The organism is Terrirubrum flagellatum (assembly GCF_022059845.1).
Taxonomy (GTDB): Bacteria; Pseudomonadota; Alphaproteobacteria; order Rhizobiales; family Beijerinckiaceae; genus Terrirubrum; species Terrirubrum flagellatum.
This window is the reverse complement of the sequence record NZ_CP091851.1, coordinates 3,679,358-3,701,466: the sequence shown is the minus strand read 5'-3', so window position 1 is coordinate 3,701,466 and position 22,109 is coordinate 3,679,358. Positions and strand designations below refer to the sequence as shown.

The window sequence follows — 22,109 nt, the reverse complement described above, 5'->3', positions numbered from 1 at the left end:
ATCTCAAAGCGCGTTGAGCATCGCCTCGGCGCCGGAGACGTCAGCCTTGCCGGCTGTGTCCTCGACATGGACCGCCTTCACCACGCCGTCCTCGACCAGCATGGAATAGCGCTGCGAACGCACGCCGAGGCCGAAGCCGGAGCCGTCCATGACGAGGCCGATGGATTTCGCGAAATCGCCATTGCCGTCGGCGAGAAATTCGATCTTGCCCTTGCCGCCGGTCGCTTCCGACCAGGCGTTCATCACGAACACGTCGTTGACGCCGGTCACCGCGATGGCGTCGACGCCCTTCGCCTTGATGGCGTCGTAATGGGTGAGATAGCCCGGCAGATGGTTCTTGTGACAGGTCGGCGTGAAGGCGCCGGGCACCGCGAACAGCACCACGCGACGGCCCTTGAACACGTCGTCGGTGGTCTTCACCGCCGGTCCGTCGGCGGTCATCACGCGAAAATTGGCTTGCGGAAGGCTGTCGCCGACGGCGATGGGCATGAAGGGCTCCCTGATGGAAGATGCGGCGCGGGCCGCTTGGATGATTGGCTTTAAGCCATTTCCCAAGCGAGGGGAAATCGCATCACTTCTTTGCGGGCGCGTCGATGGTGACGTCGGTCTCGATCGCCTTTGCGTCTGCGACCAGCGTGAGGCAAAGCGGCCATTGCGCGAGATCCCTGGCGCGCTCCTCGATTGGCGCGATCAGGCGCCGCCGCGATCCCATATCGCCGGGCTTCGCCGCGATCGTTTCGATAACAGGTTTGCCGAAAAAGCTTCCCTTCGGTCCCTCGATGAAGAGATCGAGCGCCTGCGCCGCGTCGGGCGCGATGACTTCGGCCGCGAGCGCCGCTTTCTTGCCCTCGATCACCTTGATTGAGACGATCGACAATCCCGACGGCGAGGCGGCGCCGATGGCGACGGACGCCGGAACCTTTGCGATGGCGTCGGCGATCGCGCCGGCGTGCGGGCCCGGCGGCCCATCCATCAGCGCGAGCGAAACGGCGCCTTGGGCGGGAATGCACATCGTCTCGCAGATGGCGTAATCGATCTTGAGCTCCAACCGCGCCGGCGCGCGCGCATCTCTCGGTTTCGCCTTCACCGGGAGAATGAGCGGCCCGTAATAGCCGATCGAAAATCCCGCACCGTCCTCGAAGCGGATCGGCGCCGGCCAGAGCACTTCGGCCGAGGCGATATTCTCCGAGCCCGACCAGTCGAAATTGGGCGGCACGCCGGCGTCGCCGGGATCGCGCCAGTAGGTCTTGAACCCTTTGGCGAGCTCGAATTCGAGGCCGGCGACGAAGTCGCCTGACGCCGGGTCCTTGCCGGCCGCGAGAAGGCGAACGGCGGAATGGGAGCCCCGGCTCCAGGGCGAGGCGAAATTCTCCGGCCCCGCCAGAGACATGCGCGGAAGCGCTGGCGCCATCGCGCCAGCCGTCATCGCCAGTCCGAATGTCCGTCGCGAGAGCATGATTTCACTATAGGCGCCCGCGGGTTGGCGAACCATGAACGTTCCCGTGATGGAAAAGTGAGCATTTGACGGGACTCATCGTGTAACAATGCATTCCTTGCACCGGCTTGGCCTTTGCGCGTAGCATCTCGTCATGAAAGCGAAAGGCCCGCGCGGAAGCATCCCGCCTCTTGGCGATGACGCGAAGCGGCTGCGCATCGGCATGCCGATCAGCTCGATTGGAAGCCGGTCGCTAAAGTCGGCGGCGGATCGCGGCTTTCTCGACGGCCAGTTTCTCGTGGCGATGCCGGGAATGGGCGATGACCGCTTCGCCAAGAGCGTCATCTATATGTGCGCCCACACGTCCGAGGGGTCGATGGGCCTCGTGCTGAACCAGCGGGCGCCGCAGATGAAGCTGCCGCAGCTGCTGGTGCAGCTTGGTCTCGTTCAGGCGGGCGAGGCGATCATGCTGCCTGACAAGGCGCAGCGCGTGAACGTGCTGCGCGGCGGGCCCGTGGAGACCGGTCGCGGCTTCGTGCTGCACTCTGCCGATTTCTTCGTCGAATCCGCCACCATGCCGGTCGATGACGGGCTTTGCCTGACGACGACGGTCGACGTGCTCAAGGCGATCGCGCGCGGCGAAGGCCCGGATCGCGCCGTGCTTGCGCTGGGCTATGCCGGCTGGTCGGCCGGCCAGGTCGAATATGAGATGAAGGAGAACGCCTGGCTGTCCTGCCCGGCCGATCTCGACCTGATCTTCGATGACGGCATCGAGACCAAATATGATCGCGTGATGCGCAAGCTCGGCGTCGATCCCGCGATGCTGTCCGCGAATGCGGGGCGCGCGTAGATCTATTTCCAAGGCCGCTGCGCGGAGTCTTTCGCTGGGCCCCGGACACGGTTCCGCTTCACTTCGTTTCGCTTCACCGTTCCGGGGACGGAGAGAGCTTCAGTGTCTTTTATTGAAGCTGTCTTCGTCCCCGGTTCCATGAAGTGAGGCGTGAGCCGAGCGGAATGGAGACCGGGGCCCAGCGCAAAAGTCGCGAAGCGGCCTCCTGAAACCTCATCCCTCCGCGAGATATTTCTTCGCGAGGATTTTCGCTTCCTCCACCGCCGGCTGATCGAACGGATCGACGCCCATGGCGTAGCCGGTGAGGATCGTCTCGATCATCAGCGTCATGAGCAGTTCGCCGAGCGTTTCCTCGTCGAGCTTGCCGAGATGGATGTGGCGCACCGGGCGTCCATTCCGGATAAAGGTGTCGATCATGGCGCGGCCTTGCGCCGCGACGAGATCGCCGATGCGCTTTCCGCCGAAATCAGGCTCGTTGCAGAGCTTCGCCAGCGGCTTCGCGATCTTCGGCCCGGTGTCTTTCACATCGAGCGTCAGCACCGTGAACAGCTTGTCGCGAGGCCCCGCGAGATAGAGCTGTTGCTGCGAATGCTGATCGACAGGACCGAGCGCCGCGACCGGCTGCGAGCCCTGTCCGTCTTTGCCGAGGCTCTCCGCCCAGAGCTGCACCCACCAGCGCGCCAGCTTCTCGAAGCGATCGCCATAACCCATCATCACCGAGATGTTCTTGCCCTCGCGCATGGCGGCGAGATTGACGACCGCGCCTGCGACGGCCGGCGCTTTCGACGTGTCATGTCGCGCAAGCGATGTGAGCGCCGCGCGCGCGCCCTTGCGGATCGCTGCGATCTTCAAACCCATCACCGCCGCAGGCAGGAGCCCGACATTGGTCAGAACGGAATAACGGCCGCCGACGCCCGTGTGATGTTCGAGCGTAGTGACGCCAAAAGGCGCGGTCAGCGCGCGCAACGCGTTCGTCTTGCCCGGCTTCTCCGGCTCGGTGATCGCAAAGAGATGCTTGGCGATGCGCTTGCCGAGATCGGCCTTTTCGAGCGCCGCGATGGCGACGCAGGTCTGCATCAGCGTTTCGCCTGTGCCGCCCGATTTCGAGATTGAGATGAAGCGCGTCGTCTTCATCGGCAGCGTATCGATCACGCGGCCGAAGGTCAGCGGATCGAGATTGTCCATGAAATGGACGCGCAGGCCGTTTCGCGGCGCGAGGCCTGGCACATCATGGTCGGCGAGCTGCGCCAGCGTCTTCGCGCCGAGCGCCGATCCGCCGACGCCAAGCACGACCACATCCTTGGCGCCGTCGACGATCTCTTCAGCAAGATCGCGAATCTCCGCGAGATCATGCGTATCGTCAGGCAGCGCCATCAGCGGCAGCGAACCGTCGCGGATCTGGCCACGCAGTTTTTCCGCCGCGGCCCCGACGTCGTGAAACGCCGTGGCGATGCAGGCCTCGCTCAGGCCGCCCTTGCCGATCTTGCTCGCGCGGGTCGCGTCGATCGATTGTTCGATGCTCATTATCTCGTCCGTCAAGGCGTGCGGAAATCGGACTGCACATTAGAGCAAGGGTGAAAAATCGCGAACCGGTTTTTCGCTGAAGCCCCGCGTGAAATCTTTGGAAACGGTGGCTGGCCCGCGCCTTGATAAATCAAACCGCGGCGCGATCTCAAAGACCTTGCGGCTGACCCGCCGCCGCGACCAGCAGCTTGCCGTCGCCGAACAGGCGGCCCGCGGTTCGCATCACGTCGTCGCGCGTCACGGCCCAGACAAGCCCGTTGCGCCGCTGCATCCAGTCGATGCCGAGTTCGTCGAGCTGCATATGGACAAGCTGTCCGGCGATCTTCGTTGAGGAGTCGAACCGCAGCGCGTAGGAGCCGGTGATGAATTTCTTCGCCTTCTCGATCTCCTCGTCGGAGGGCCCGTTGCGCGTGAGATCGTCGATCTGCTCGCGGATCACGGCGATCGATTCCGCCGCGCGCTCGTTCTTCGTCGAAGTGCCGCCGAACAGCAGCGCCGCGTGATCATTCGCGACGATGCTGGACCAGACGGAATAGGCGAGCCCGCGCTTCTCGCGCACCTCCTTGAACAGCCGCGACTGGAACACGCCGCCGCCGAAGATGTGATTGACCACCATCGCCGGAATGAAATCGGCGTCCTTGCGGCCGAGGCCGGGGCGGCCGAAGCGCAGCGCGGTCTGCGGAATATCGATCGTCTTGACGATCACGGTTCCGGCCCCGGCCGGCGCGACATTTGGGGTCGCAGTCAGCGATGCGCGCGCCGGCAATTCGCCGAAGATGCGATCGAGCGCCGCGATCGCCTCGCTTTCGCTGATCGCGCCGACGATGCCGATGATGAGATTATCGCGCGCAATGACACGGCCTTTCAGCGCCGCGATGTCGGCGCGCTTAAGGCCGGGCGTCGTTTCAAGCGAGCCGTTGACCGCGAGCCCGTAGGGATGTCCGGGAAACGCCGCCTCCGCGAAAGCGCGGCCGACGATTGAATCGGGATCTTTCGCCTCATGCTTCAATCCCGCGGTGAGTTGGGCGCGGATGCGCTCGACCGCGTCTTCGTCAAAGCGCGGTTCGACAAGCGCGAGCCGCAGCATTTCGAACGCCTCGTCGCGATGGCGCGTCAGCGTGCGCAGCGAACCGCCGAGCGCATCGCGATCGGCGTCGAATGAAAGCTCGACGGCGAATTCGTCGAGCCGCTCATGGAACGCGGCGGAGTCGTAGGGGCCGGCGCCTTCATCGAGCAATCCTGCGGTCATATTGGCGAGGCCGGCCTTGCCAGCAGGATCCTGCGTCGCGCCGCCGCGGAAGGCGAAGCGCAGCGCGATCAGCGGCGCGGTCTGGTCCTCGACCAGCCAGGCGCGCACGCCGCGCGGCGTCTCGATCTCGCGGATCGGAAGCGAATGGGCCGCTTGCGGCGGCGGAAGCGTGGGAGCGTTCATCAAAAACCTGCGTTCTGAAAATTCAGACGGCTTCATGCCGCCTGAGCCGTTTCAAGATAGCCGGTGGCGGAGCGCTGCGGCGTCAGCCAGCGGGCAGCGGCGGCCCTCACCGCAGCGGCGTTGACAGCTTCGATGCGCGCCGGCCAGTCGGTCACGTCGCTGACGTCGCCGCCGACGGCGAGCGTCGCGCCATAGGCGCGCGCAAGATTGACCTGGCTGTCCTGCGCATAGAGATGATCGGCGATCAGGCGCGTTTTTGCGCGCGCCAACTCGGCGTCGGTTGGCCCGTTCGCTGCGAACTCCGCCAGCACGTCATCGAGCGCCTTTTCCAGCTTGGGAAGATCAACGCCTTCCGCCGGCACCGCATAGACGCCGAACTGTGTCGTATCGACCGTGGTTCCCATGTACCAGGCGCCTGCCGACACCGCGACGCCCTGATCGCGCACCAGCCTGCGATAGAGCAGTCCGGTCTGCGGCGCGCCGATCAATTGCGCGACGACATCGAGCGCGTCCGATCCCGCTCTGTCGTCATGAAACGACGGCGCGAGATAGATGCGCTGGAGATAGGGCTGCTCCACCTTGTCGTCGGCGAGACGCACGAGCCGCTTGGCGCGAGGCTCGGGTTCGCGCGGACGTTTGCGCGTTGGCGCTTCGCCGCGCGCCGGAATCTTGCCATAGGTCTCGTTAGCGACGCGCAGCGCCTCTTCGCGCGTGACGTCGCCGGCGACGACGAGGATCGCATTCTCCGGCGTGTAGAAGCGGCTGTAATAGGCGAGCGCGTCTGTGCGGCCAAGACCCTCGATCTCATGCATCCAGCCGATGATCGGCACGCCATAGGGATGATGCGTGAACAGGCTCGATGTCAGCGCCTCGCCGAGCTGCGCGTCCGGCCGGTTGTCGGTGCGCATGCGGCGCTCCTCGATCACCACATCGCGTTCGGGTCCGACGACTTCCTCGGCGAGCGCGAGGTTGGCCATGCGGTCCGCCTCGAACTCCATCATCGTGGCGAGATGCTCCTTCGCCACGCGCTGAAAGTAGGCGGTGTAGTCCATGGACGTGAACGCGTTCTCCTGGCCGCCGAGATCGGACACGATGTTGGAGAATTCCCCGGCCGGGTGCTTGGTCGTGCCCTTGAACATGAGATGTTCGAGGAAATGCGCGATGCCGGACTTGCCGACGGGATCGTCGGCCGAGCCGTTTCGATACCAGACCATGTGGGTGACGACAGGCGTCCGGTGATCCGGGATGACGACCATCTCAAGCCCGTTGGCGAGCCGGTCATGGCTGACCACGGGGCCTTGCGCCGGCGCGTGGGGCGTGGGGGAGGCGTGCAGCGATGCGGTCATCTCAGGGTCCGGCATATGAAAAAGGCTCCGCCGGAGACGGAGCCTCTATAGCGAGACCGGAAAATAGGTCAGCTTGGCGCGAACCGCCAGCCGCCCGCCAGTCTTAGTTGCGGCGCTGACCCTGGATGAATTCCTTGGTGTCTGACGTATCGGTGATCTTGATCGGATCCTGCTGCGTCCTGACGATCTCGGTCGGCTTGCGGTAGCCGGTCGGCGGCTCGGTGAGCGCCTTGCGATCCGGCTCCTGGCCCGGCGTCAGATTGTTCATCGACCGGACCATGTCGTCGGCCGCTTTGCTCTGCATGGCCGGCCTGACCATCATCTCCTGCGCGTCGTTGTCGCGCTTCGCGCCGAGCGGCAGGCCGGAATAGCCGTTGGTCGCCGTGCGCGGGCCGTTGCGCAGTTCGCGCGGCGTCGAGGCGGCCTTGTCGCTGAGCGCGTTGGAGAGGCTGCCGAAGAACGGCTTCTCGCGCTCGGCGGCCGCCTGCTGGCGGGCGACCACGTCGGGGTCGGTGGGCCAGGCGGCGTTGCGGGCGGAGCTCGGCGCCTGGGGGGCGGGCAGATTGGTCTTCGGCGGCACGACGAGCGGCGCGCGTTCGCGATATTCGATCGGCTCGCGCTCCCTCGGGATGAGGCCGATCGATGACAGGACGTCGGTGAAGACGTCGTCGGCCAGCGCCGGGGCCGGCGTCGACATCGCGGCTGCGGCCGCCATGGCTGCGCCTGCTATGAGCGATGTGGCCTTCATTCCAAATCCTCCGCTGATCCCTCAGGAGAGCCCGCCAAATGCGGCTCCAATGCGGCCTCTGCGTTTCTCAGCCGCTTTTTGTCCCGGGAATATCGTTCCGCGACCGCCACGCGTCATACAGGAGCCCCGCCACCCCGGCAACGATGGCGGCGTCCGCGATGTTGAACACGTACCAGCTCAAATCTCCCCAATGGAGATGAATAAAGTCGAAAACCGCCCCATAGGCCAGCCGGTCGATCAGATTGCCCACCGCGCCGCCGATGAGGAGGCCGAGCGCTATGGCGAGCACGCCGTCCCGGGTCCGCCGCAGCCAGAGGGAGAAGCCGATCGCGGCGATGATGGACACGGCGATCAGCAGCCAGCGGCCCCACTCCGTATGTTGCTGGAACAGCCCGTAGGAGATGCCGCGATTCCACACCTCTATCAGTTCGAGGAAGGGCGCGAGCTTGACCGAGCCGGTTTCCGCGATCCGGCGGATGAACAGGCCCCACAGCTTGGTGGCCTGGTCGAGGACGAGGGTCGAGACGGCGATGAAGACGCCGAGACGGGCAGGGGTCATGGAGCGCATCTCCACCCGCTCTTTGAGGAAAGGGCGGCGCAGCGGGCGCTGTCCCCTTCTCCCCGCCTGCGGGGAGAAGGTGGCGCGAAGCGCCGGATGAGGGGCTGCGCAAACTCAGCGGGGAAGGCGCAAACGCCCCTCACCCGGTTCGCTCGCGACGATGCTGCGCATCGCGCTGCGCAAACCACCCTCTCCCCGCCTTGCGGGGAGAGGGAAGCGACGGCGCGATTGCGGCGAATGACCGAAGCGAACCTCACGCCGCTTTCGCGTCCCATTCCTTCAGCGCCGCCGCGTCGCGCGGCGTGACGTCGGGGTAGGCGGGATCGGCCGTCGCCGGGTCGAAGTACCGCCAGGACCTCGCGCACTTCACGCCGGAGGCCCGCCGCGGGACGACCGCGACGCCCTTGATCTCATCGAGACGGAACGCGTCATCAGGACCTTCGCCCGCTCTCACCTCGATCGCCGAGGTGATGCAGATGTCGGCGAAATCGAGTCCTTCAAGAGTCGAGAGCAGATCGGCGTCTGATACGAACACCACAGGCGCCGCCTCCAGCGAAGAGCCGATGCGCTTGCTGGCGCGCTCGATCTCCAGCGCGCCGGTGACGACACGACGCACTTTCCGCACCTTCTCCCACTTATCCGCGAGCTTCTCGTCGCGCCAGCCCGCCGGAATCTCCGGGAAGGTTTCGAGATGGATCGAACGTTCGTCCTGCTTGTAGCGATCGAGCCACGCCTCATCAGCGGTGAAACTGAGGATCGGCGCGAGCCACAACGTCACACATCGGAAGATGTGTTCGATCACCGTCAGCGACGCCTTGCGCGCCACGCTCGACGGCGGATCGCAATAGAGCGTGTCTTTTCGGATGTCGAAATAGAAAGCAGAGAGATCGGCTGTCATGAACTGCGACAGGGCCGAGATCACGCGCTTGTAATCGTAGGTCTCGTAGGCCTTGCGGATATCGGCGTCGAGTTCGGCCAGCCGATGCAGCATCAACTTTTCGAGTTCAGGCATGCGGGCGAAATCGACCGCGTCCTTCGCGTCGTAATGCGCGAGCGACCCCAGCATCCAGCGCATCGTGTTGCGCAGCTTGCGATAGGTCTCGACGAAAGTGTCGATGATCTGTTTGCCGATGCGCAGATCGTCGGAATAATCCGCAGCCGCGACCCACAGGCGCAGGATGTCGGCGCCTGACTGCTTGATGATGTCCTGCGGCGCAACGACATTGCCGAGCGACTTGCTCATCTTCTTGCCGTTGGGATCGAGCACGAAACCGTGCGTCAGCACCACATCGAAAGGCGCGCGGCCGCGCGTGCCGGCGCTTTCGAGCAGAGACGAATGGAACCAGCCGCGATGCTGGTCCGAGCCTTCGAGATACATCACGGTGTCTTCGCCGCCATCGACCTTGCGCTTGACGCCGGCGAGGCCAGGAAAATGCGCGGGGTCTTCCAGCGTGAAGGCGTGCGTCGAGCCTGAATCGAACCAGACATCGATGACGTCGGTGACCTTGTCGAAATCGTTGGGATCATAATCCGGCGCGAGGAAGCGCGCGCCTGATTTGTCTGCGAACCAGGCGTCGCCGCCCTCCTTCAGGAAGGCGTCATGGATGCGCGCATTCACCTTCGCGTCGCGCAGCAGGTCTTTTTCCTTCAGGCCGTGCTGCGGCAGATCGCGCTTCGCCACGAACACGCTGATCGGCGTGCCCCAGGCGCGTTGGCGCGACACGACCCAGTCGGGCCGGTTGGCGATCATGCCGGTGATGCGGTTTTCGCCCGCCGCCGGCACCCATTCTGTTTCCTTGATCGAGGCGAGCGCGACGTCGCGGAGGGTAGGGCGGTTGCTCCCTCTCCCCGCTTGCGGGGAGAGGGTGGCTGAGCGAAGCGAAGCCGGGTGAGGGGCTTCTGCAATCCTTTGCCCCTCATCCGGCGCTGACGCGCCACCTTCTCCCCGCGAGCGGGGAGAAGGAAGCTGGAACGGCTGGTCCATCGCGATGAACCATTGCGGCGTGTTGCGGAAGATCACCGGCTTCTTCGAGCGCCAGCTATGGGGATATTGATGCTTGAGGCGGCCGCGCGCGACGAGATTGCCCGCCTCGATCAGCGCCTTGATCACGGCCTCGTTGGCGTCACCCTTGTCGCCCTTGTCGGTGATGACGCGCTTGCCCGTGAAGCCCGGCGCCTCCTTGGTGAAGAAGCCGTCCTCGTCGACGGTGTAGGGAATGCGCACATCGATGCCGCGGGATGCGAGATCGCGCGCATTCGCCATCCAGATATCGAAGTCCTCGCGGCCATGGCCCGGCGCCGTGTGAACGAAGCCCGTGCCCGCGTCATCGGTGACGTGATCGCCATCGAGAAGGGGAACGTTGAATTCGTAGCCGGGGATTTTGCCGCGAAGAGGGTGAGCGCAAATTCCGCGGTTAAGCGAGAAATCCTGAACGTCTTTGACGAGCTCAAAGCGAGTTACCTTCGCCGCTTTAAATACCTCTTCTGCGAGTTTCTTGGCCAAAACATATTTTTGACCTGTGCGAGCCCAGTTTCCATCCGGTGCGTCCGTCACTCGATAGAGGCCATATTCGACCTTTCGAGAAAACGAGATCGCACGGTTTCCGGGAATGGTCCAAGGTGTCGTCGTCCAAATAACGACCGAAGCTCCGTCCATGTCGTCGTAACTGGCGTCAGAGGACTTTGCTTCGACAGTTGCCGTGCCGCCCACCCAAGGAAACGCCGCAAAAACCCAATCGCTCGTATAATCCTCGTACTCCACTTCCGCCTCAGCCAGAGCCGTCTTCTCCACCACGCTCCACATCACGGGCTTCGAGCCGCGATAGAGCAAACCATTCTCTGCGAATTTCATGATCTCGCGCGCGATGACGGCTTCGCTCGCGAAATCCATCGTCGAATAGGGATGGTCCCAGTCGCCGACGACGCCGAGGCGCTTGAACTCCTCGCGCTGCACGCCGAGCCAGTGCGTGGCGAAGGCGCGGCATTCCGCGCGGAACGCGTTGATGGCGACGGGGTCGGAGAAGTCGGGCTTCGCCTTGCCCTTGGCGCGATACTCCTCCTCGACCTTCCATTCGATCGGCAGGCCATGACAATCCCAGCCCGGGACATAATTGCTGTCATGGCCGAGCATCTGCTGGCTGCGCGTCACGAGGTCCTTGAGGATCTTGTTCAGCGCATGACCGATATGGATGTTCCCGTTGGCGTAGGGCGGTCCGTCATGCAGCACGAATTTCGGCCGGCCGGCCGAGGTCTCGCGCAGGCGGCGATAGAGATCGTTCTTGGCCCAGCGGGCGAGAATCTCGGGCTCGCGCTGGGGCAGGCCGGCCCGCATGGGGAAATCGGTCTGCGGCAGGAACAGGGTTTTCGAATAGTCGCGCCCTGCGGCGGCGTCGGCCTTGGAGGAGGTGCTCATGATCGGTCACGGATGGGTCGCGGCCTTATGGGCCGGCGGAGCCTGAAAGGAAACGGATTTTGCGGCGGAGACAGGTCCCGGACGGGCGCGAGCGCGCGGCGCTCAGGCGGCGGCCGGGCGGCTAATTCGCGTAATGGGGCGGAAGGAGTGCGCCAGCATCATGTCCCGCCCATAGCATCCCGGCGGCTGGAACGGAACAGAGGGCGTCAGGCGGCCGGCGCGACGGCCTTCTGGGGTCGCGGAATCCGCGCCGCCGGGACCGAGACCCAGGCCTCGCCGCCGAGCGCCTTGGTGGCGTCCACCCAGCATTCGCAGTTGAGGCGCACCCGGCGTCGCTCCGCGACCAATTCGACGATCTCGACCGAGGCCGCAATCACGTCGCCGATCTTCACCGGCGCCAGGAATTCAAAGCTCTGGGAGAGATAGACCGCGCCTGCGCCCGGCAATCGCGTGCCGATCAGGGCCGAGATCAGGCTGCCCGTGAACATGCCATGGGCGATGCGCTGGCCGAAGCGGGTCTTGGCGGCGAAATGATCGGAGAGGTGGACGGGATTTCCATCTCCCGAGACCTCGGCGAATCGCGTCAGGTCATGCGCCATCACGGTGCGCATGAGGGAGGCGCGCTGGCCGACCTGAAGCTCTTCGAAACTCAATGACGCAACGACAGCCATGGCGACCCGCTTTCGCAGCGCAACATGCTGAGGCCTGCGCGTATGGTCAATCAATCCTTTGGATGCATTGGCAACCGTTTCGTAACGCCTTCGCGGCTATCAGAGGGTGGATGCGATCGGCCGGCTGCGTCCGCGCGCGCCGGCGACGTGCAGGGGTTCACGAGCATGGCGCTCAATCTTTCGATGCCGATCCTGGTGGTCGACGACTACCAGACGATGATCCGGATCATTCGCAATCTTCTGAAGCAGCTCGGCTTCGAGGATATCGACGATGCGCCCGACGGCGCCGCTGCGCTGGCGAAGCTGCGCCGCAAGAAATACGGCCTCGTCATCTCCGACTGGAACATGGAGCCGATGACCGGCTACGACCTCCTGCGTCAGGTGCGCAACGAGGAAGCGATCCGCGACACGCCTTTCATCATGGTCACCGCGGAATCGAAAACCGAGAACGTGATCGCGGCGAAGAAGGCCGGCGTGAACAACTATATCGTCAAGCCGTTCAACGCGACGACGCTGAAAACCAAGATCGAGGCCGCCTGCGGCGCCTGATGCGGAAGAAAGCAGCGCCCAAAACGAACCCGGTCCCGGCGGAAAGCCCGTCGGCGTCCGAGCGATTCCGCGCTGACATTGACGAGCTGCGCCATCGCCTTTCGGCTGTCGTCAACGCCACGTCCGAAGCTGCGACCACGATCATCTCCGGCCTCGAGGATGTAATCGCCGAGAGCGACAACGCCCAAGATCGCGCCTTCGACGCGCTCAGCGCCTGCGTTTTCCACGATATTGTCGGCCAGCATGTGGCGCGCGCCGCCGAATTGCTGGCGATCATCGAAAAGCTCGGCGCCGCCGAGAAATCCACGAATACGGCCGCGGCTTCCGAGTCCATCGCGACCGCAAAGCGCCGCGCCGACCGGCTTGCCCACGGCCCCGCGCTCGATACCGAGAGTCATCTCGGCCAGACCGCGATCGACGACCTCTTCACCGAAGAAAAATAGCCGTCACCAGGCCAGTCGCGCCATCGCCGCGTCGGGTTTGAACTCCGCCGTAGCGAAAAACGCCTGCGCCTTTTCAGCGTCGATCGCGCGCTGGCCCCTGAACAGATCCTTCGCATGGATGCCGTCGGCGATCATCAGCGATCGCACGCCGAGACCCGCCGCGCCGGCGACGTCGGTGCGGATCGCATCGCCGATCGCCATGACGCGCGAGAGATCAATAGGCTTCTTCAGCGTGAGGCCGGCGAGATCGAGCGCCGCGTCATAGATCACGCGATGCGGCTTGCCCGTCCAGACGACGCGCCCGCCCATGCGTTCGTATTTGTCGGCGATGGCGCCTGCGCACCATAGCAGCTCCGCGCCGCGCTCGACGATGAGATCGGGATTGGCGCAGATCATGGTGAGATTGCGCGCGAGGCACGCTTCGAGTTGCGCCCTGTAGTCGTCGGGCGTTTCGCCTTCGTCGTTGAAGAGGCCCGTGCACAGCGCGATGTCGGCCGCCGCAATGTCCGTCTCGCGAATTTTCAGCCCGGCGAAGACGACGCGGTCCTTGTCGGGCCCGATATAGGCGAGCGTTTCCGGTCGTTCGCGCGCGAGAATGGCGCGTGACACATCGCCGGAGGTGACGACGCCGTCATAGGCGGTTCGCGGCACGCCGAGCCGGTCGAGCATCCCAACCACGATGTCGCCGCCGCGCGGCGCGTTCGACACGAGAACGACGAAGCCGCCCCGGGCGCGGAATTTCGTCAGCGCGTCGCCTGCGGCGGGATGGGCGGCGAGGCCGTTATGGAGCACGCCCCAGACGTCGACGAGCAGGAGATCGATGTCCTGGACGAGGCTGGACAGGCCGGAGGCGACGGGGACCACGGAAAGAACCATGCGGAAGGGAGCGCCGGCCGTGTGCGGGCGTCGGCGCCAGACGTCAAGCCGTCGCCTTCAGGCGCGTCTCAAGGTCGAGCGATAGGACGAACGGGAAGGTGGCGCGGCCGGCTCCGCGGCGGGGACGTCGTTCGCCGGCGGCGCCGGCGGCGGCGCGACAGGCGGATCAGGAATGGGCTCCAGCAATTCCGGCTTGACCGGCCGCGGCGCCGAGAAGGCGTCGCCCTGACCGAAGCGGACATCGAGATCGAGCGCCTCCACGACCGTGCGTTCGAGATCGAGGCCGTCGACGATGAGCTGGATGCCATTGCGCGCCAGCAGCCGCGCAAGGTCCTGCGGATGGATTTCCGACGGCGCGCGCGTCGATCCCGCGAGCAGAATATCCGCCGACGCCTTCACATAGCGCACGCCGTGGTCGAACAGCATGCGCGCATCGAGCCTGAGATCGACGACGCCGTCGACGCCGAAGGTGAAGCCGAGATCGACGAGCGGCTTCAGGCGCGCAAGGCCGTGGCGGCCGAGCATGCGGCCCGTCGTCTGCGAGAAGACGATGACGAGATGACCGGCGAGATCCTGGACTGAATGGAGCGCCGAGATCAGCGCTTCGGGCTCGGACATGCAGCGATCGGACACGCGCAGGAACGTCGCGATGTCGCGATTGCGCGCAACCAGACGCCGGGTCGCGATGGCGAGGCGCCGGATCGCGGCGGCGTCGAGCGCCGCGCGCCGTCCGGCGCCGTCGGCGAGCGCCAGCCCGTGATCGTGAGGAATCAGGCCGCCGTCCGGCGCGCGCAGCCGCGCGAACGCCTCGTAGAATTTCACGCGACGTTGCGGCAGCGACACGATCGGCTGCAGATGCAGTTCGAACGCGCCTTCGGCGACGGCCCGATCGAGCGCGTTCGCCACCTTCTGCGATTCGGCCGCGGTCGGCTCCAGCGGCGCGGGAATCGGAGCCGCTGGCGCCGCGCCAGTGGGCGCGCCGAGTTCGGCGTCGTGATGCGCGACCGTGACTGCGAGCTCTTTCACCAGCGTGCCGAGCATCTCGATCTCGGCGGCTGATTGTTCGACGCCGGGGCGCGCGTCGCGCGTGATCCATTGCTCGACCTCGCGCGACCGATCATCGAGCGCCGCAAGATGGGCGCCGGCCCGTTCAAGTCCGCTCGCGAGTCTCAGCACGGCGTCTTCGAGCCGGTCGATCTGCCGGCGGCGCGCGCGCAGTTCGAGACCGGCCGCGCCGCAACCGGCCGCCAGCATCCCGAGCAGGGCCGAGACGGGCGGCGGCGTCGCGAGCCAATAGGACGCGCCAAAGCCCGCCGCCGCCGCGCACGCCGCCAGCCCCCCGAGATAAAAGGGAGCCGTCCGCATGGTGATGGTCTGGGTCATGAAACGTCCGCCGCCCGCGAAAACCCCGCTGATTCGCGCGAATCAACGATAAAGCGAAGCGGCTGAGCCGGCGAGAGGATTAGGGCTGCGGGACTGCGTTGCCCACGCGCCATTAGCCGCCGGTAAACCATCCCCGGCGCATTGTGCGCCTCACCCGCCGGTCGGATGGAGCGAATGTGGTTTCTGTTTAAGGGCGCCGAAATCGCCGCCAGGCGAGCGGCGCTCAATAAATATCACGCCAGCGTCGAGTTCGACCTCGACGGCGTGATTGTCGCGGCGAACGAAAACTTCCTCCGGATGATGGGTTACACGTTCGCGGAGATACGCGGCAAACATCACAGCATGTTCCTGCCCGCCGCCGATCGCGAAGCTCAGGAGTTTCAGCGGTTGTGGGGGCGGTTGCGCGCGGGCGAGCATCAGACCGGCGAGTTCCGGCGCATGGCCGCCGGCGGTCGGGAGATATGGATTCGCGGATTTTACAATCCGCTGCTCGGGCGCCGCGGCGCCCCGTTCAAGATCGTCAAGCTGGTGACCGACATCACCGAGGAGCGGCGGCTCAACGCCGAGATTCGCGGTCAGCTCACAGCGATCAACCGCTCGCAGGGCGTGATCGAATTCACCCTCGACGGCAAGATTCTCACCGCCAACGAAAACTTTCTGTCGATGGTCGGCTATCGGCTGGACGAAATTCAGGGGCGACGCCACAGCATATTGGTCGAGCCCGCCTATGCCGAGACCAGCGAATATCGCGATTTCTGGAAAGCGCTCGCCCGCGGCGAATATCAGGCTGCGCGGTATCGTCGTCTTGGCAAGAACGGCCGGGAGATCTGGATTCAGGCGACCTACAATCCGATCCTCGACCAGAATGGCGCGCCATATAAAGTCGTCAAGCTCGCCATGGACGTGACGGCTCAGGTGATCGATATCGAGCGGCGCGCGCAGATCCAGCACGCGATCGACGCTGATCTGCAGCAGATGGTGGAGGCGCTGACGGAAGCGACGCAAGGCGCGGACGGCGCAGCGTCGGCCTCCGTCGAGGCGGCTGCGAATGTCGAACTCGTCGCGCGCGGCGCCGACGAAATGGCGAAGTCGATCGAGGAGATCAGCCAGCAGGTCGGGCGCGCGCAGGATGTGGCGTGGCGCGCCGTCGAACAGGCGCGCGAGACAAGCGACGTGGCGAACAGTCTCGCGCACGCCACGGAAAAAATCAGTGAGATCGTCGAATTCATCAATACGATCGCGGCGCAGACCAATCTGTTGGCGCTCAACGCCACCATCGAAGCAGCGCGCGCCGGCGAATCCGGGCGCGGCTTCGCCGTCGTCGCGGCCGAAGTGAAGGAACTCGCCGCGCAGACGGCCAACGCGACGCGCGAGATCGGCGCGCAGGTGACGGCGGTGCAATCGGACGCGCGCAAGGTTGTCGCAGCGATCGGCGCGATCTCAAGCACGATCACCGCCATCGACGACGTCTCGACAACGATCGCCGCGGCCGTGGAGGAGCAGTCCACGGTCACGCGCACGATGTCGGACAATATGCAGACCGCGGCGGACGGCGTCGGCGGCATCAGCCGCAGCGTGAACGAGATCGCGCGCGCGGCGACGCAGATCGATTCCTCTGCGCGCAAGATCAAGGAAGCGTCGCGGGCGATCGGCTAGCAGTCAGGGAACGGGCTTCAGAACGCTTTCGAGTTGCTCCGTAAGCCAGTCGAGAATGGCCGGCGTGAATCTCCGCCGCGACAACATCCCGCGCAAATCCGTGGCGTAGCTGGCGTCGAGAGCGATCAGGGAACGCGCATGCGCGCGCGCCTGCTCATCCTCGCCGGTCGCTTTCGCCGCCAGCAGGCGCAAGAGCAGACTCATGCGGTCCCTGTCGGAGACCGTGACTTCGGCGTGCCTGCGCGCCGCGTCCGGGTCGTCGAGGAGAAGCGCGGACAAAACGAGATAGAAATCATGCCAGGGCGCTCTCACGGGCAGAGCGGCGGCGGCGGTCAGGAGCTTTTCGCGTCCCTGCGCCACGCTTCCCGTCTGCACGAGCCACGCGCCGTATTCGGCGAGAATATCCACATCGAACGGATTGAGCATGATCGCGCGCGCCGCGGCGATGTGCGCGTCCTCGTCCTGGCCGCGCATGAACAGCGCATCCATCAGCGCCTGCTGGGCGCGCGCGCTCGCAGGCGCGGCGGTCACCGCCGCGCGGGCGTGAGTGAGCGCCCGGTCGAGCGCGTCTCCGGATTCGGGATTGAAGCCGTTGCGGCGTTCGTCGATGGCGAGAAAGGCGAGATAGGCCTGAACCAGAGCGCCAACCTTGCCATGCGTTGTCGCCGCACGCATTTCGGTTCGCGCGCGCAGATGCGTCCCGGGAGAAATCCCGCGCCAATAGGTCAGCATCGCATGCAGCCAGCGCCGTGATGCTCCGGAATCGGGTTGCGCAAGAATGTCGGCGCCGATGACGCCGAGCGGCCGCGCCACGTCGATCGCGAACTGACGCACCGCCGCGGGATCGGGGATCATCGCTTCGCCACCGTCTTCGCCGCGCTGCGACATCGGCATGCTGCGGGCGACGAGAATATCGCGTGTCTGGGGGGCGAGCAGCGCGGCGGTGACGCGGGACTCGACATTGTCCCGGATCACTGTCCGTCCGCGAACGAGATACACGTCGGATTCCCGTTCTGGCGGAGGCGCCGAGAGGCCGATGACCCTCACCTCGTCGAAGCGCGCGAAAGGCAGGATCAGATGGCCAATCAGATCATTGGCGGGTGCGAAGGAGCCATTTTTCGTGAGCAGCGGCGGGAACCAGACGGTCGGCAGCGTCGCCTCGATCGCCGCCCGCGCCGCGACGGCTGGCGCGCTCATCGTCGGCGTTGCGATCTCGGCGGCACGCCGGCCGCGATGGAAGGTTGGGGAATAACCGCCCGTCGGCATCGAGATGACGATCGGATCATGCGCGCCCGCGCCGCTGTAATAGACGCGCAGCGTGCGCCGCAGCCGCCGCGCTTCGACCCGCACGATGGGATCGACCTGCGGATCAAACTCGGGCGGCCGGCCCAGCGCTTCGACGGCGATGGTGTAGCCCTTGATCTCGGCTTCGCGCCCGGCGAGCCGCTCTTCGACGACATAGTCGAGGAAGTTCACGAGCTGCGGAGAAGATGCAAAAAGATCCGAGGCGCGCAGGCGCGCCAACTGCTCCCTGATCTCCTCGGGCGTGACCTGATCGGTCATCGTCTTGGTTCCGCCAGCCGCCGCGCCCCCCGCGTGGCTTCAGGCTAGGTGACGTAAGGTAGCATGCCCCCCTTGGCCGGCAAGGCCGCGACCCGGAAATTCCGCAAGGCCCTTTGCGTTTCGCATGGTTGCGCCTGCGCCGCGGATTGATACGGTCGCGCAGATTTTTCCCGGAGATGATGATGTCCACCTCGTCCAGGCTCGCGCCGAACGATCTTGAATCCTTCTGGATGCCGTTTACCGCGAACCGGGCCTTTAAACGGCGCCCGCGCATGATCGTTGGCGCGAAGGACATGCATTACGTCACCGATGACGGCCGCCAGGTGATGGACGCGACGGCCGGCCTCTGGTGCTGCAACGCCGGTCATGCTCGCCGCCCGATCATCGAGGCGATCCAGAAGCAGGCTGAAGAGCTCGATTTCGCGCCGAACTTCCAGTACGGCCATCCCAAGGTCTTCGCGCTGGCCGCGCGCATCGCCGCGATGGCGCCGGGCGATCTCGATCACGTCTTCTTCTGCGGCGGCGGTTCGGAAGCGGTCGACTCCGCTTTGAAGATTGCGCTCGCCTACTGGAACATCAGCGGCAAGGGCTCGAAGACGCGTCTCATCGGCCGCGAGCGCGGCTATCACGGCGTCGGCTTCGGCGGCATCTCGGTTGGCGGCATCGTGCCGAACCGCAAATTCTTCGGCTCGCTGCTCGCCGGCGTCGACCATCTCCCCTCGACCTACAGCCGCGAGAACCAGGCCTTCACCAAGGGCGAGCCGGACTATGGCGCGCATTTCGCCGATGAGCTCGAGCGCATTGTCGGCCTGCATGACGCGTCCACCATCGCCGCCGTCATCGTCGAGCCGATGGCGGGATCAACGGGAGTTCTTCCCGCGCCGAAGGGCTATCTGCAGAAGCTTCGCGCCATCTGCGACAAGCACAACATCCTGCTGATTTTCGACGAGGTCATCACCGGCTTCGGCCGTCTCGGCCACGCCTTCGCCGCCGAGCGCTACGGCGTCATCCCTGACATGATCACCTTCGCCAAGGGCGTCACGTCAGGCGCGGCGCCGATGGGCGGCGTGCTCGTGCGCAAGGGCATTTTCGACGCCTTCATGAACGGCCCCGAACATGTGATCGAGCTGTTCCACGGCTACACCTATTCCGGCCATCCCATGGCGGCGGCGGCGGGCCTTGCAACGCTGGAGCTCTACAAGGAAGAGGGCTTGTTCGAGCGCGCGAAGAAACTGGAGCCGCTGTTTGCGGACGCCATGATGGACGCGTGGAAAGGCCTGCCCAACGTGCTCGACGTGCGCACCGTCGGCCTCGTCGCGGCGGTCGATCTCGCGCCGTCGCCTGATGGTCCGGGCAAGCGCGCCTACGCCGCGATGGAGTCGGGCTTCCACGATCACGACATCATGCTGCGCGTGACAGGCGACACGCTGGCGCTGACGCCGCCGCTGATCGTCAGCGAAAGCCAGATCGGCGAGATCGCCGACAAGGTGGCGAAGGTCATCAAGGCGGTGGCGTGAGGCGACGCGTCGTTCCCGGAACGTCGAGCAAGCGTTAGCGCGGCGAGACGTGTCCGGGACCTAGCGAAAGATTTCTGCGCCGAAGGCGCTGTCTCGATTTTGCTTCGAGAAGCGCTCGCTTCGCTCGCGAGTCTTATGCCGGGCCCCGGACTTCATTCCGCTCAGGCTTCGCCTTCGCTGCATGAATCCGGGGACGGGGGGAGCGCCTTCAGCTCGCAAGCGTCAGTAGTGATAACGGCACTGGGCGATTTGTAGCGCATCGCCGCTGACGCGATAAACGAGCCGGTGTTCCCGTGTGATGCGTCGTGACCACCAGCCAGCGAATTCGTGCCTGAGCGGCTCCGGTTTTCCGATTCCTTTGAAGGGCGATCGACTGGCGTCGCGGATCAATTCGTTGATTCGACGCAGAAGCGCTGCGTCGTTCGCTTGCCAGTACAGATAGTCTTCCCAAGCCTGTTCTGAGAAGACGATCTTCATTCGGCGAGATTGCGTTCGGTCCCGCCGCCTTTTTCGAATTCGTGGATCGCCGCCAGCAAACGCTTTCGGTTCGCCGGACTCGCCGCCAGATGACGAGTTTCCTCGTAGCTGGCGAAGTCTTCGAGCGACATCAACACCGCCGCCCGGCCGTTGGAGCGCGTCACAATGATCGGCTCGCGATCATCGCTGACTTGATCGAGCACAGCCGACAGGTTCTGCCGCAAGCTGGAATAGGTGATGGTCTTCATAGGTTGATTGTACAAAAAACTGCACAACTTTTCAAGATGGCTCTACGGCGCGCGAAATTTGCCACTGTTCCGGAACGGTGAAGCGAGCCGCGCCGCCCTACTGTGCGCCCATGATGGCGTTGAACAGGAGGCCGAACAGCATCATGCCGATGGCGACGGCGCCGATCGGCGTCAGCGCCTCCAGCGTCGCTTCGGCGCCTGACATCCGGCCGCCGCCGGTGTGCAGATCGCCATGCGACCAGTCATGAAACGTCGGCGGGTTCTGGCGCATCTCGTCGCTTTCCGCGTGCTTACCTCCGACCCGCCACAGCGTTCGCGGCAAGAACAGGGTCAGCAGCAGGAAGCCGGTGACGACGCTGGCGAGGAATTCGCCATATCCGTCGCCGGCGAACAGCCAGACCGAGAAGATCAACAGAAGGGTCAGCCCGGCGATCGCCTTGAAGACGGCGGGATGAAGCTCGGTCGAGACGGGCCGGTTGGAGCGGGGGTCCATGGGCTCCTCCTTTTGCAAGCGCTTACAAGCGCGAAGGACGGCCTGACGGTTATCGGCCACATGGGGGGCGAGGCCGGGATCGCCATGCGTCCGGGCGTCGCGCGCGACGGTCCGCCGCGCCCGCCTCCCAACCCGCGCCTCTGAATGGCGCCGGAATGACCCCGAAATCACCGCATCATGGTCACGATGGGCCGTGAGCCTGTCCGTTCCTGGCGCCTCGCCGGCCGCCGTCGGCAGGAGCGTCGCTTCGCACAGGAGGACATCATGCTGCGAACAGTTTTGGCGACGGCGGCGCTCGCAGGCGCGGGCGTCGTGGCCTCGGCTGGATTCCTGGCCGCGCCGGCCTTCGCCCAGGAGGTCGAAGTCGAGACAGCGCCGCCGGGCTATGTCGCCCCCTATGGCCGCGCGCCCGTCATTATCGAGCGGCGCTATTATGAGTCGCGTCCGGTGATCGTTGAGCCGCAGCCGCGGGTCTATGAGGAGCAGCGGCTGACGCCGCCGGCGCCGATCGTCGACCGCCGGACCTACACCCAGCCGATCATCCTCGATGGCGAGCAGCAATGCCGCATCGTGATCCGCCGGGAGATCGACGCCTATGGCGACACGGTCGATCGCCGGGTGCGCGTCTGCGAGTGATCTCTCGCTGTTTTTATATCCCGCAGCCTCGAAACGATCTCCACCTGTTCCCCTCCCCAGCGCAAGTCAGGCCTGCCTGACTTGCGCATTCCAACGCTGATCTCGGGCAGGCCCGAGGTCAGTGGGGAGGGGTTAGGGGTGGGGGTCATGAAGAATGAAGCTCAGACTGTCGGCGCCAGGCGGGCCGACCCCCACCCCGATCGCCGGGCGATCGACCCTCCCCGCAAGGGGAGGGTGGAATCACTTGCGAGATCGAGTCAGCGGTGTTCGCGTTGTCGCGTTGCTCCCGCG

The 22,109-nt window shown here is 65.1% G+C and carries 21 protein-coding genes; 6 read left to right on the top strand and 15 right to left on the bottom strand.

The features are described 5' to 3' along the window. Positions 1-3: 3 nt before the first annotated feature. Positions 4-489: a peroxiredoxin gene (locus L8F45_RS17800; RefSeq protein WP_342359208.1), complete on the bottom strand. Its 486-nt coding sequence runs from the start codon at positions 487-489 to the stop codon at positions 4-6. A gap of 82 nt (positions 490-571) precedes the next feature. Then, positions 572-1,492: a protein-disulfide reductase DsbD domain-containing protein gene (locus tag L8F45_RS17795; RefSeq protein ID WP_342359207.1), complete on the bottom strand. Its 921-nt coding sequence runs from the start codon at positions 1,490-1,492 to the stop codon at positions 572-574. A gap of 97 nt (positions 1,493-1,589) precedes the next feature. Here L8F45_RS17795 and L8F45_RS17790 point away from each other — a divergent pair, with 97 nt between their 5' ends. Next, positions 1,590-2,285 carry a YqgE/AlgH family protein gene (locus L8F45_RS17790; protein WP_425329936.1) on the top strand — a complete coding sequence of 232 codons (696 nt, stop codon included), beginning with the start codon at positions 1,590-1,592 and terminating at the stop codon, positions 2,283-2,285. Between the two features lie 213 nt (positions 2,286-2,498). On the opposite strand, the gene L8F45_RS17785 is transcribed toward L8F45_RS17790, so the two are convergent. The 7 genes from L8F45_RS17785 to L8F45_RS17755 form a co-directional block, all read right to left on the bottom strand. After that, positions 2,499-3,809 (bottom strand): glucose-6-phosphate isomerase, encoded by a 1,311-nt coding sequence (locus L8F45_RS17785; protein ID WP_342359206.1) that lies wholly within the window; start codon positions 3,807-3,809, stop codon positions 2,499-2,501. A 148-nt stretch (positions 3,810-3,957) separates the two neighbouring features. Next, the gene (locus L8F45_RS17780; RefSeq protein WP_342359205.1) at positions 3,958-5,241 is read right to left on the bottom strand and encodes a M16 family metallopeptidase; all 1,284 of its coding nucleotides are present in this window, start codon (positions 5,239-5,241) and stop codon (positions 3,958-3,960) included. 32 nt (positions 5,242-5,273) lie between these two features. Continuing rightward, a complete protein-coding gene (locus L8F45_RS17775; protein ID WP_342359204.1) occupies positions 5,274-6,587 on the bottom strand; it encodes a M16 family metallopeptidase in 1,314 nt (437 codons plus the stop codon). A gap of 103 nt (positions 6,588-6,690) precedes the next feature. Further along, positions 6,691-7,335 (bottom strand): hypothetical protein, encoded by a 645-nt coding sequence (locus tag L8F45_RS17770; RefSeq protein WP_342359203.1) that lies wholly within the window; start codon positions 7,333-7,335, stop codon positions 6,691-6,693. Between the two features lie 67 nt (positions 7,336-7,402). Then, positions 7,403-7,894 carry a signal peptidase II gene (gene lspA, locus L8F45_RS17765; protein ID WP_342359202.1) on the bottom strand — a complete coding sequence of 164 codons (492 nt, stop codon included), beginning with the start codon at positions 7,892-7,894 and terminating at the stop codon, positions 7,403-7,405. A 253-nt stretch (positions 7,895-8,147) separates the two neighbouring features. Then, positions 8,148-11,306 carry an isoleucine--tRNA ligase gene (gene ileS, locus L8F45_RS17760; RefSeq protein WP_342359201.1) on the bottom strand — a complete coding sequence of 1,053 codons (3,159 nt, stop codon included), beginning with the start codon at positions 11,304-11,306 and terminating at the stop codon, positions 8,148-8,150. Between the two features lie 206 nt (positions 11,307-11,512). Further along, on the bottom strand, positions 11,513-11,977 hold the full coding sequence (locus tag L8F45_RS17755) for a MaoC family dehydratase (protein ID WP_342359200.1): 465 nt from the start codon (positions 11,975-11,977) through the stop codon (positions 11,513-11,515). Between the two features lie 165 nt (positions 11,978-12,142). On the opposite strand from L8F45_RS17755, the gene L8F45_RS17750 reads away from it, so the two are divergent. Further along, positions 12,143-12,526 carry a response regulator gene (locus L8F45_RS17750; RefSeq protein ID WP_342359199.1) on the top strand — a complete coding sequence of 128 codons (384 nt, stop codon included), beginning with the start codon at positions 12,143-12,145 and terminating at the stop codon, positions 12,524-12,526. Next, positions 12,526-12,969, top strand: a complete 444-nt coding sequence (locus tag L8F45_RS17745; protein WP_342359198.1) for a hypothetical protein — start codon at positions 12,526-12,528, stop codon at positions 12,967-12,969. Before L8F45_RS17750 ends, L8F45_RS17745 begins: the two co-directional genes overlap by 1 nt. Positions 12,970-12,972: 3 nt before the next feature. Here the strand turns inward: L8F45_RS17745 and L8F45_RS17740 are convergent, their stop codons facing one another. Together L8F45_RS17740 and L8F45_RS17735 are read right to left on the bottom strand one after the other, a co-directional pair. Beyond that, entirely contained in the window at positions 12,973-13,845 is an 873-nt protein-coding gene (locus L8F45_RS17740) for a TIGR01459 family HAD-type hydrolase (RefSeq protein WP_342359197.1), read from the bottom strand. A gap of 57 nt (positions 13,846-13,902) precedes the next feature. Then, positions 13,903-15,228: an EAL domain-containing protein gene (locus L8F45_RS17735; protein ID WP_342359196.1), complete on the bottom strand. Its 1,326-nt coding sequence runs from the start codon at positions 15,226-15,228 to the stop codon at positions 13,903-13,905. Between the two features lie 174 nt (positions 15,229-15,402). Here L8F45_RS17735 and L8F45_RS17730 point away from each other — a divergent pair, with 174 nt between their 5' ends. Beyond that, a complete protein-coding gene (locus tag L8F45_RS17730) occupies positions 15,403-16,884 on the top strand; it encodes a methyl-accepting chemotaxis protein (protein ID WP_342359195.1) in 1,482 nt (493 codons plus the stop codon). A 3-nt stretch (positions 16,885-16,887) separates the two neighbouring features. On the opposite strand, the gene L8F45_RS17725 is transcribed toward L8F45_RS17730, so the two are convergent. Further along, the gene (locus L8F45_RS17725) at positions 16,888-18,447 is read right to left on the bottom strand and encodes a tetratricopeptide repeat protein (RefSeq protein ID WP_342359194.1); all 1,560 of its coding nucleotides are present in this window, start codon (positions 18,445-18,447) and stop codon (positions 16,888-16,890) included. Positions 18,448-18,626: 179 nt separating this feature from the next. Between L8F45_RS17725 and aptA the strand changes: the two genes are divergently transcribed. Next, the gene (aptA, locus tag L8F45_RS17720; protein ID WP_342363485.1) at positions 18,627-19,964 is read left to right on the top strand and encodes an omega-aminotransferase AptA; all 1,338 of its coding nucleotides are present in this window, start codon (positions 18,627-18,629) and stop codon (positions 19,962-19,964) included. Positions 19,965-20,186: 222 nt separating this feature from the next. Here the strand turns inward: aptA and L8F45_RS17715 are convergent, their stop codons facing one another. From L8F45_RS17715 to L8F45_RS17705, 3 genes are all read right to left on the bottom strand, one after another. After that, positions 20,187-20,441: a Txe/YoeB family addiction module toxin gene (locus tag L8F45_RS17715; protein ID WP_342359193.1), complete on the bottom strand. Its 255-nt coding sequence runs from the start codon at positions 20,439-20,441 to the stop codon at positions 20,187-20,189. Next, positions 20,438-20,689: a type II toxin-antitoxin system Phd/YefM family antitoxin gene (locus tag L8F45_RS17710; protein ID WP_342359192.1), complete on the bottom strand. Its 252-nt coding sequence runs from the start codon at positions 20,687-20,689 to the stop codon at positions 20,438-20,440. The genes L8F45_RS17715 and L8F45_RS17710 overlap by 4 nt, the downstream gene beginning before the upstream one ends. A gap of 97 nt (positions 20,690-20,786) precedes the next feature. After that, positions 20,787-21,182 carry a hypothetical protein gene (locus tag L8F45_RS17705; protein WP_342359191.1) on the bottom strand — a complete coding sequence of 132 codons (396 nt, stop codon included), beginning with the start codon at positions 21,180-21,182 and terminating at the stop codon, positions 20,787-20,789. A 264-nt stretch (positions 21,183-21,446) separates the two neighbouring features. On the opposite strand from L8F45_RS17705, the gene L8F45_RS17700 reads away from it, so the two are divergent. Then, positions 21,447-21,818 (top strand): hypothetical protein, encoded by a 372-nt coding sequence (locus L8F45_RS17700; RefSeq protein WP_342359190.1) that lies wholly within the window; start codon positions 21,447-21,449, stop codon positions 21,816-21,818. Positions 21,819-22,109: the final 291 nt, after the last annotated feature.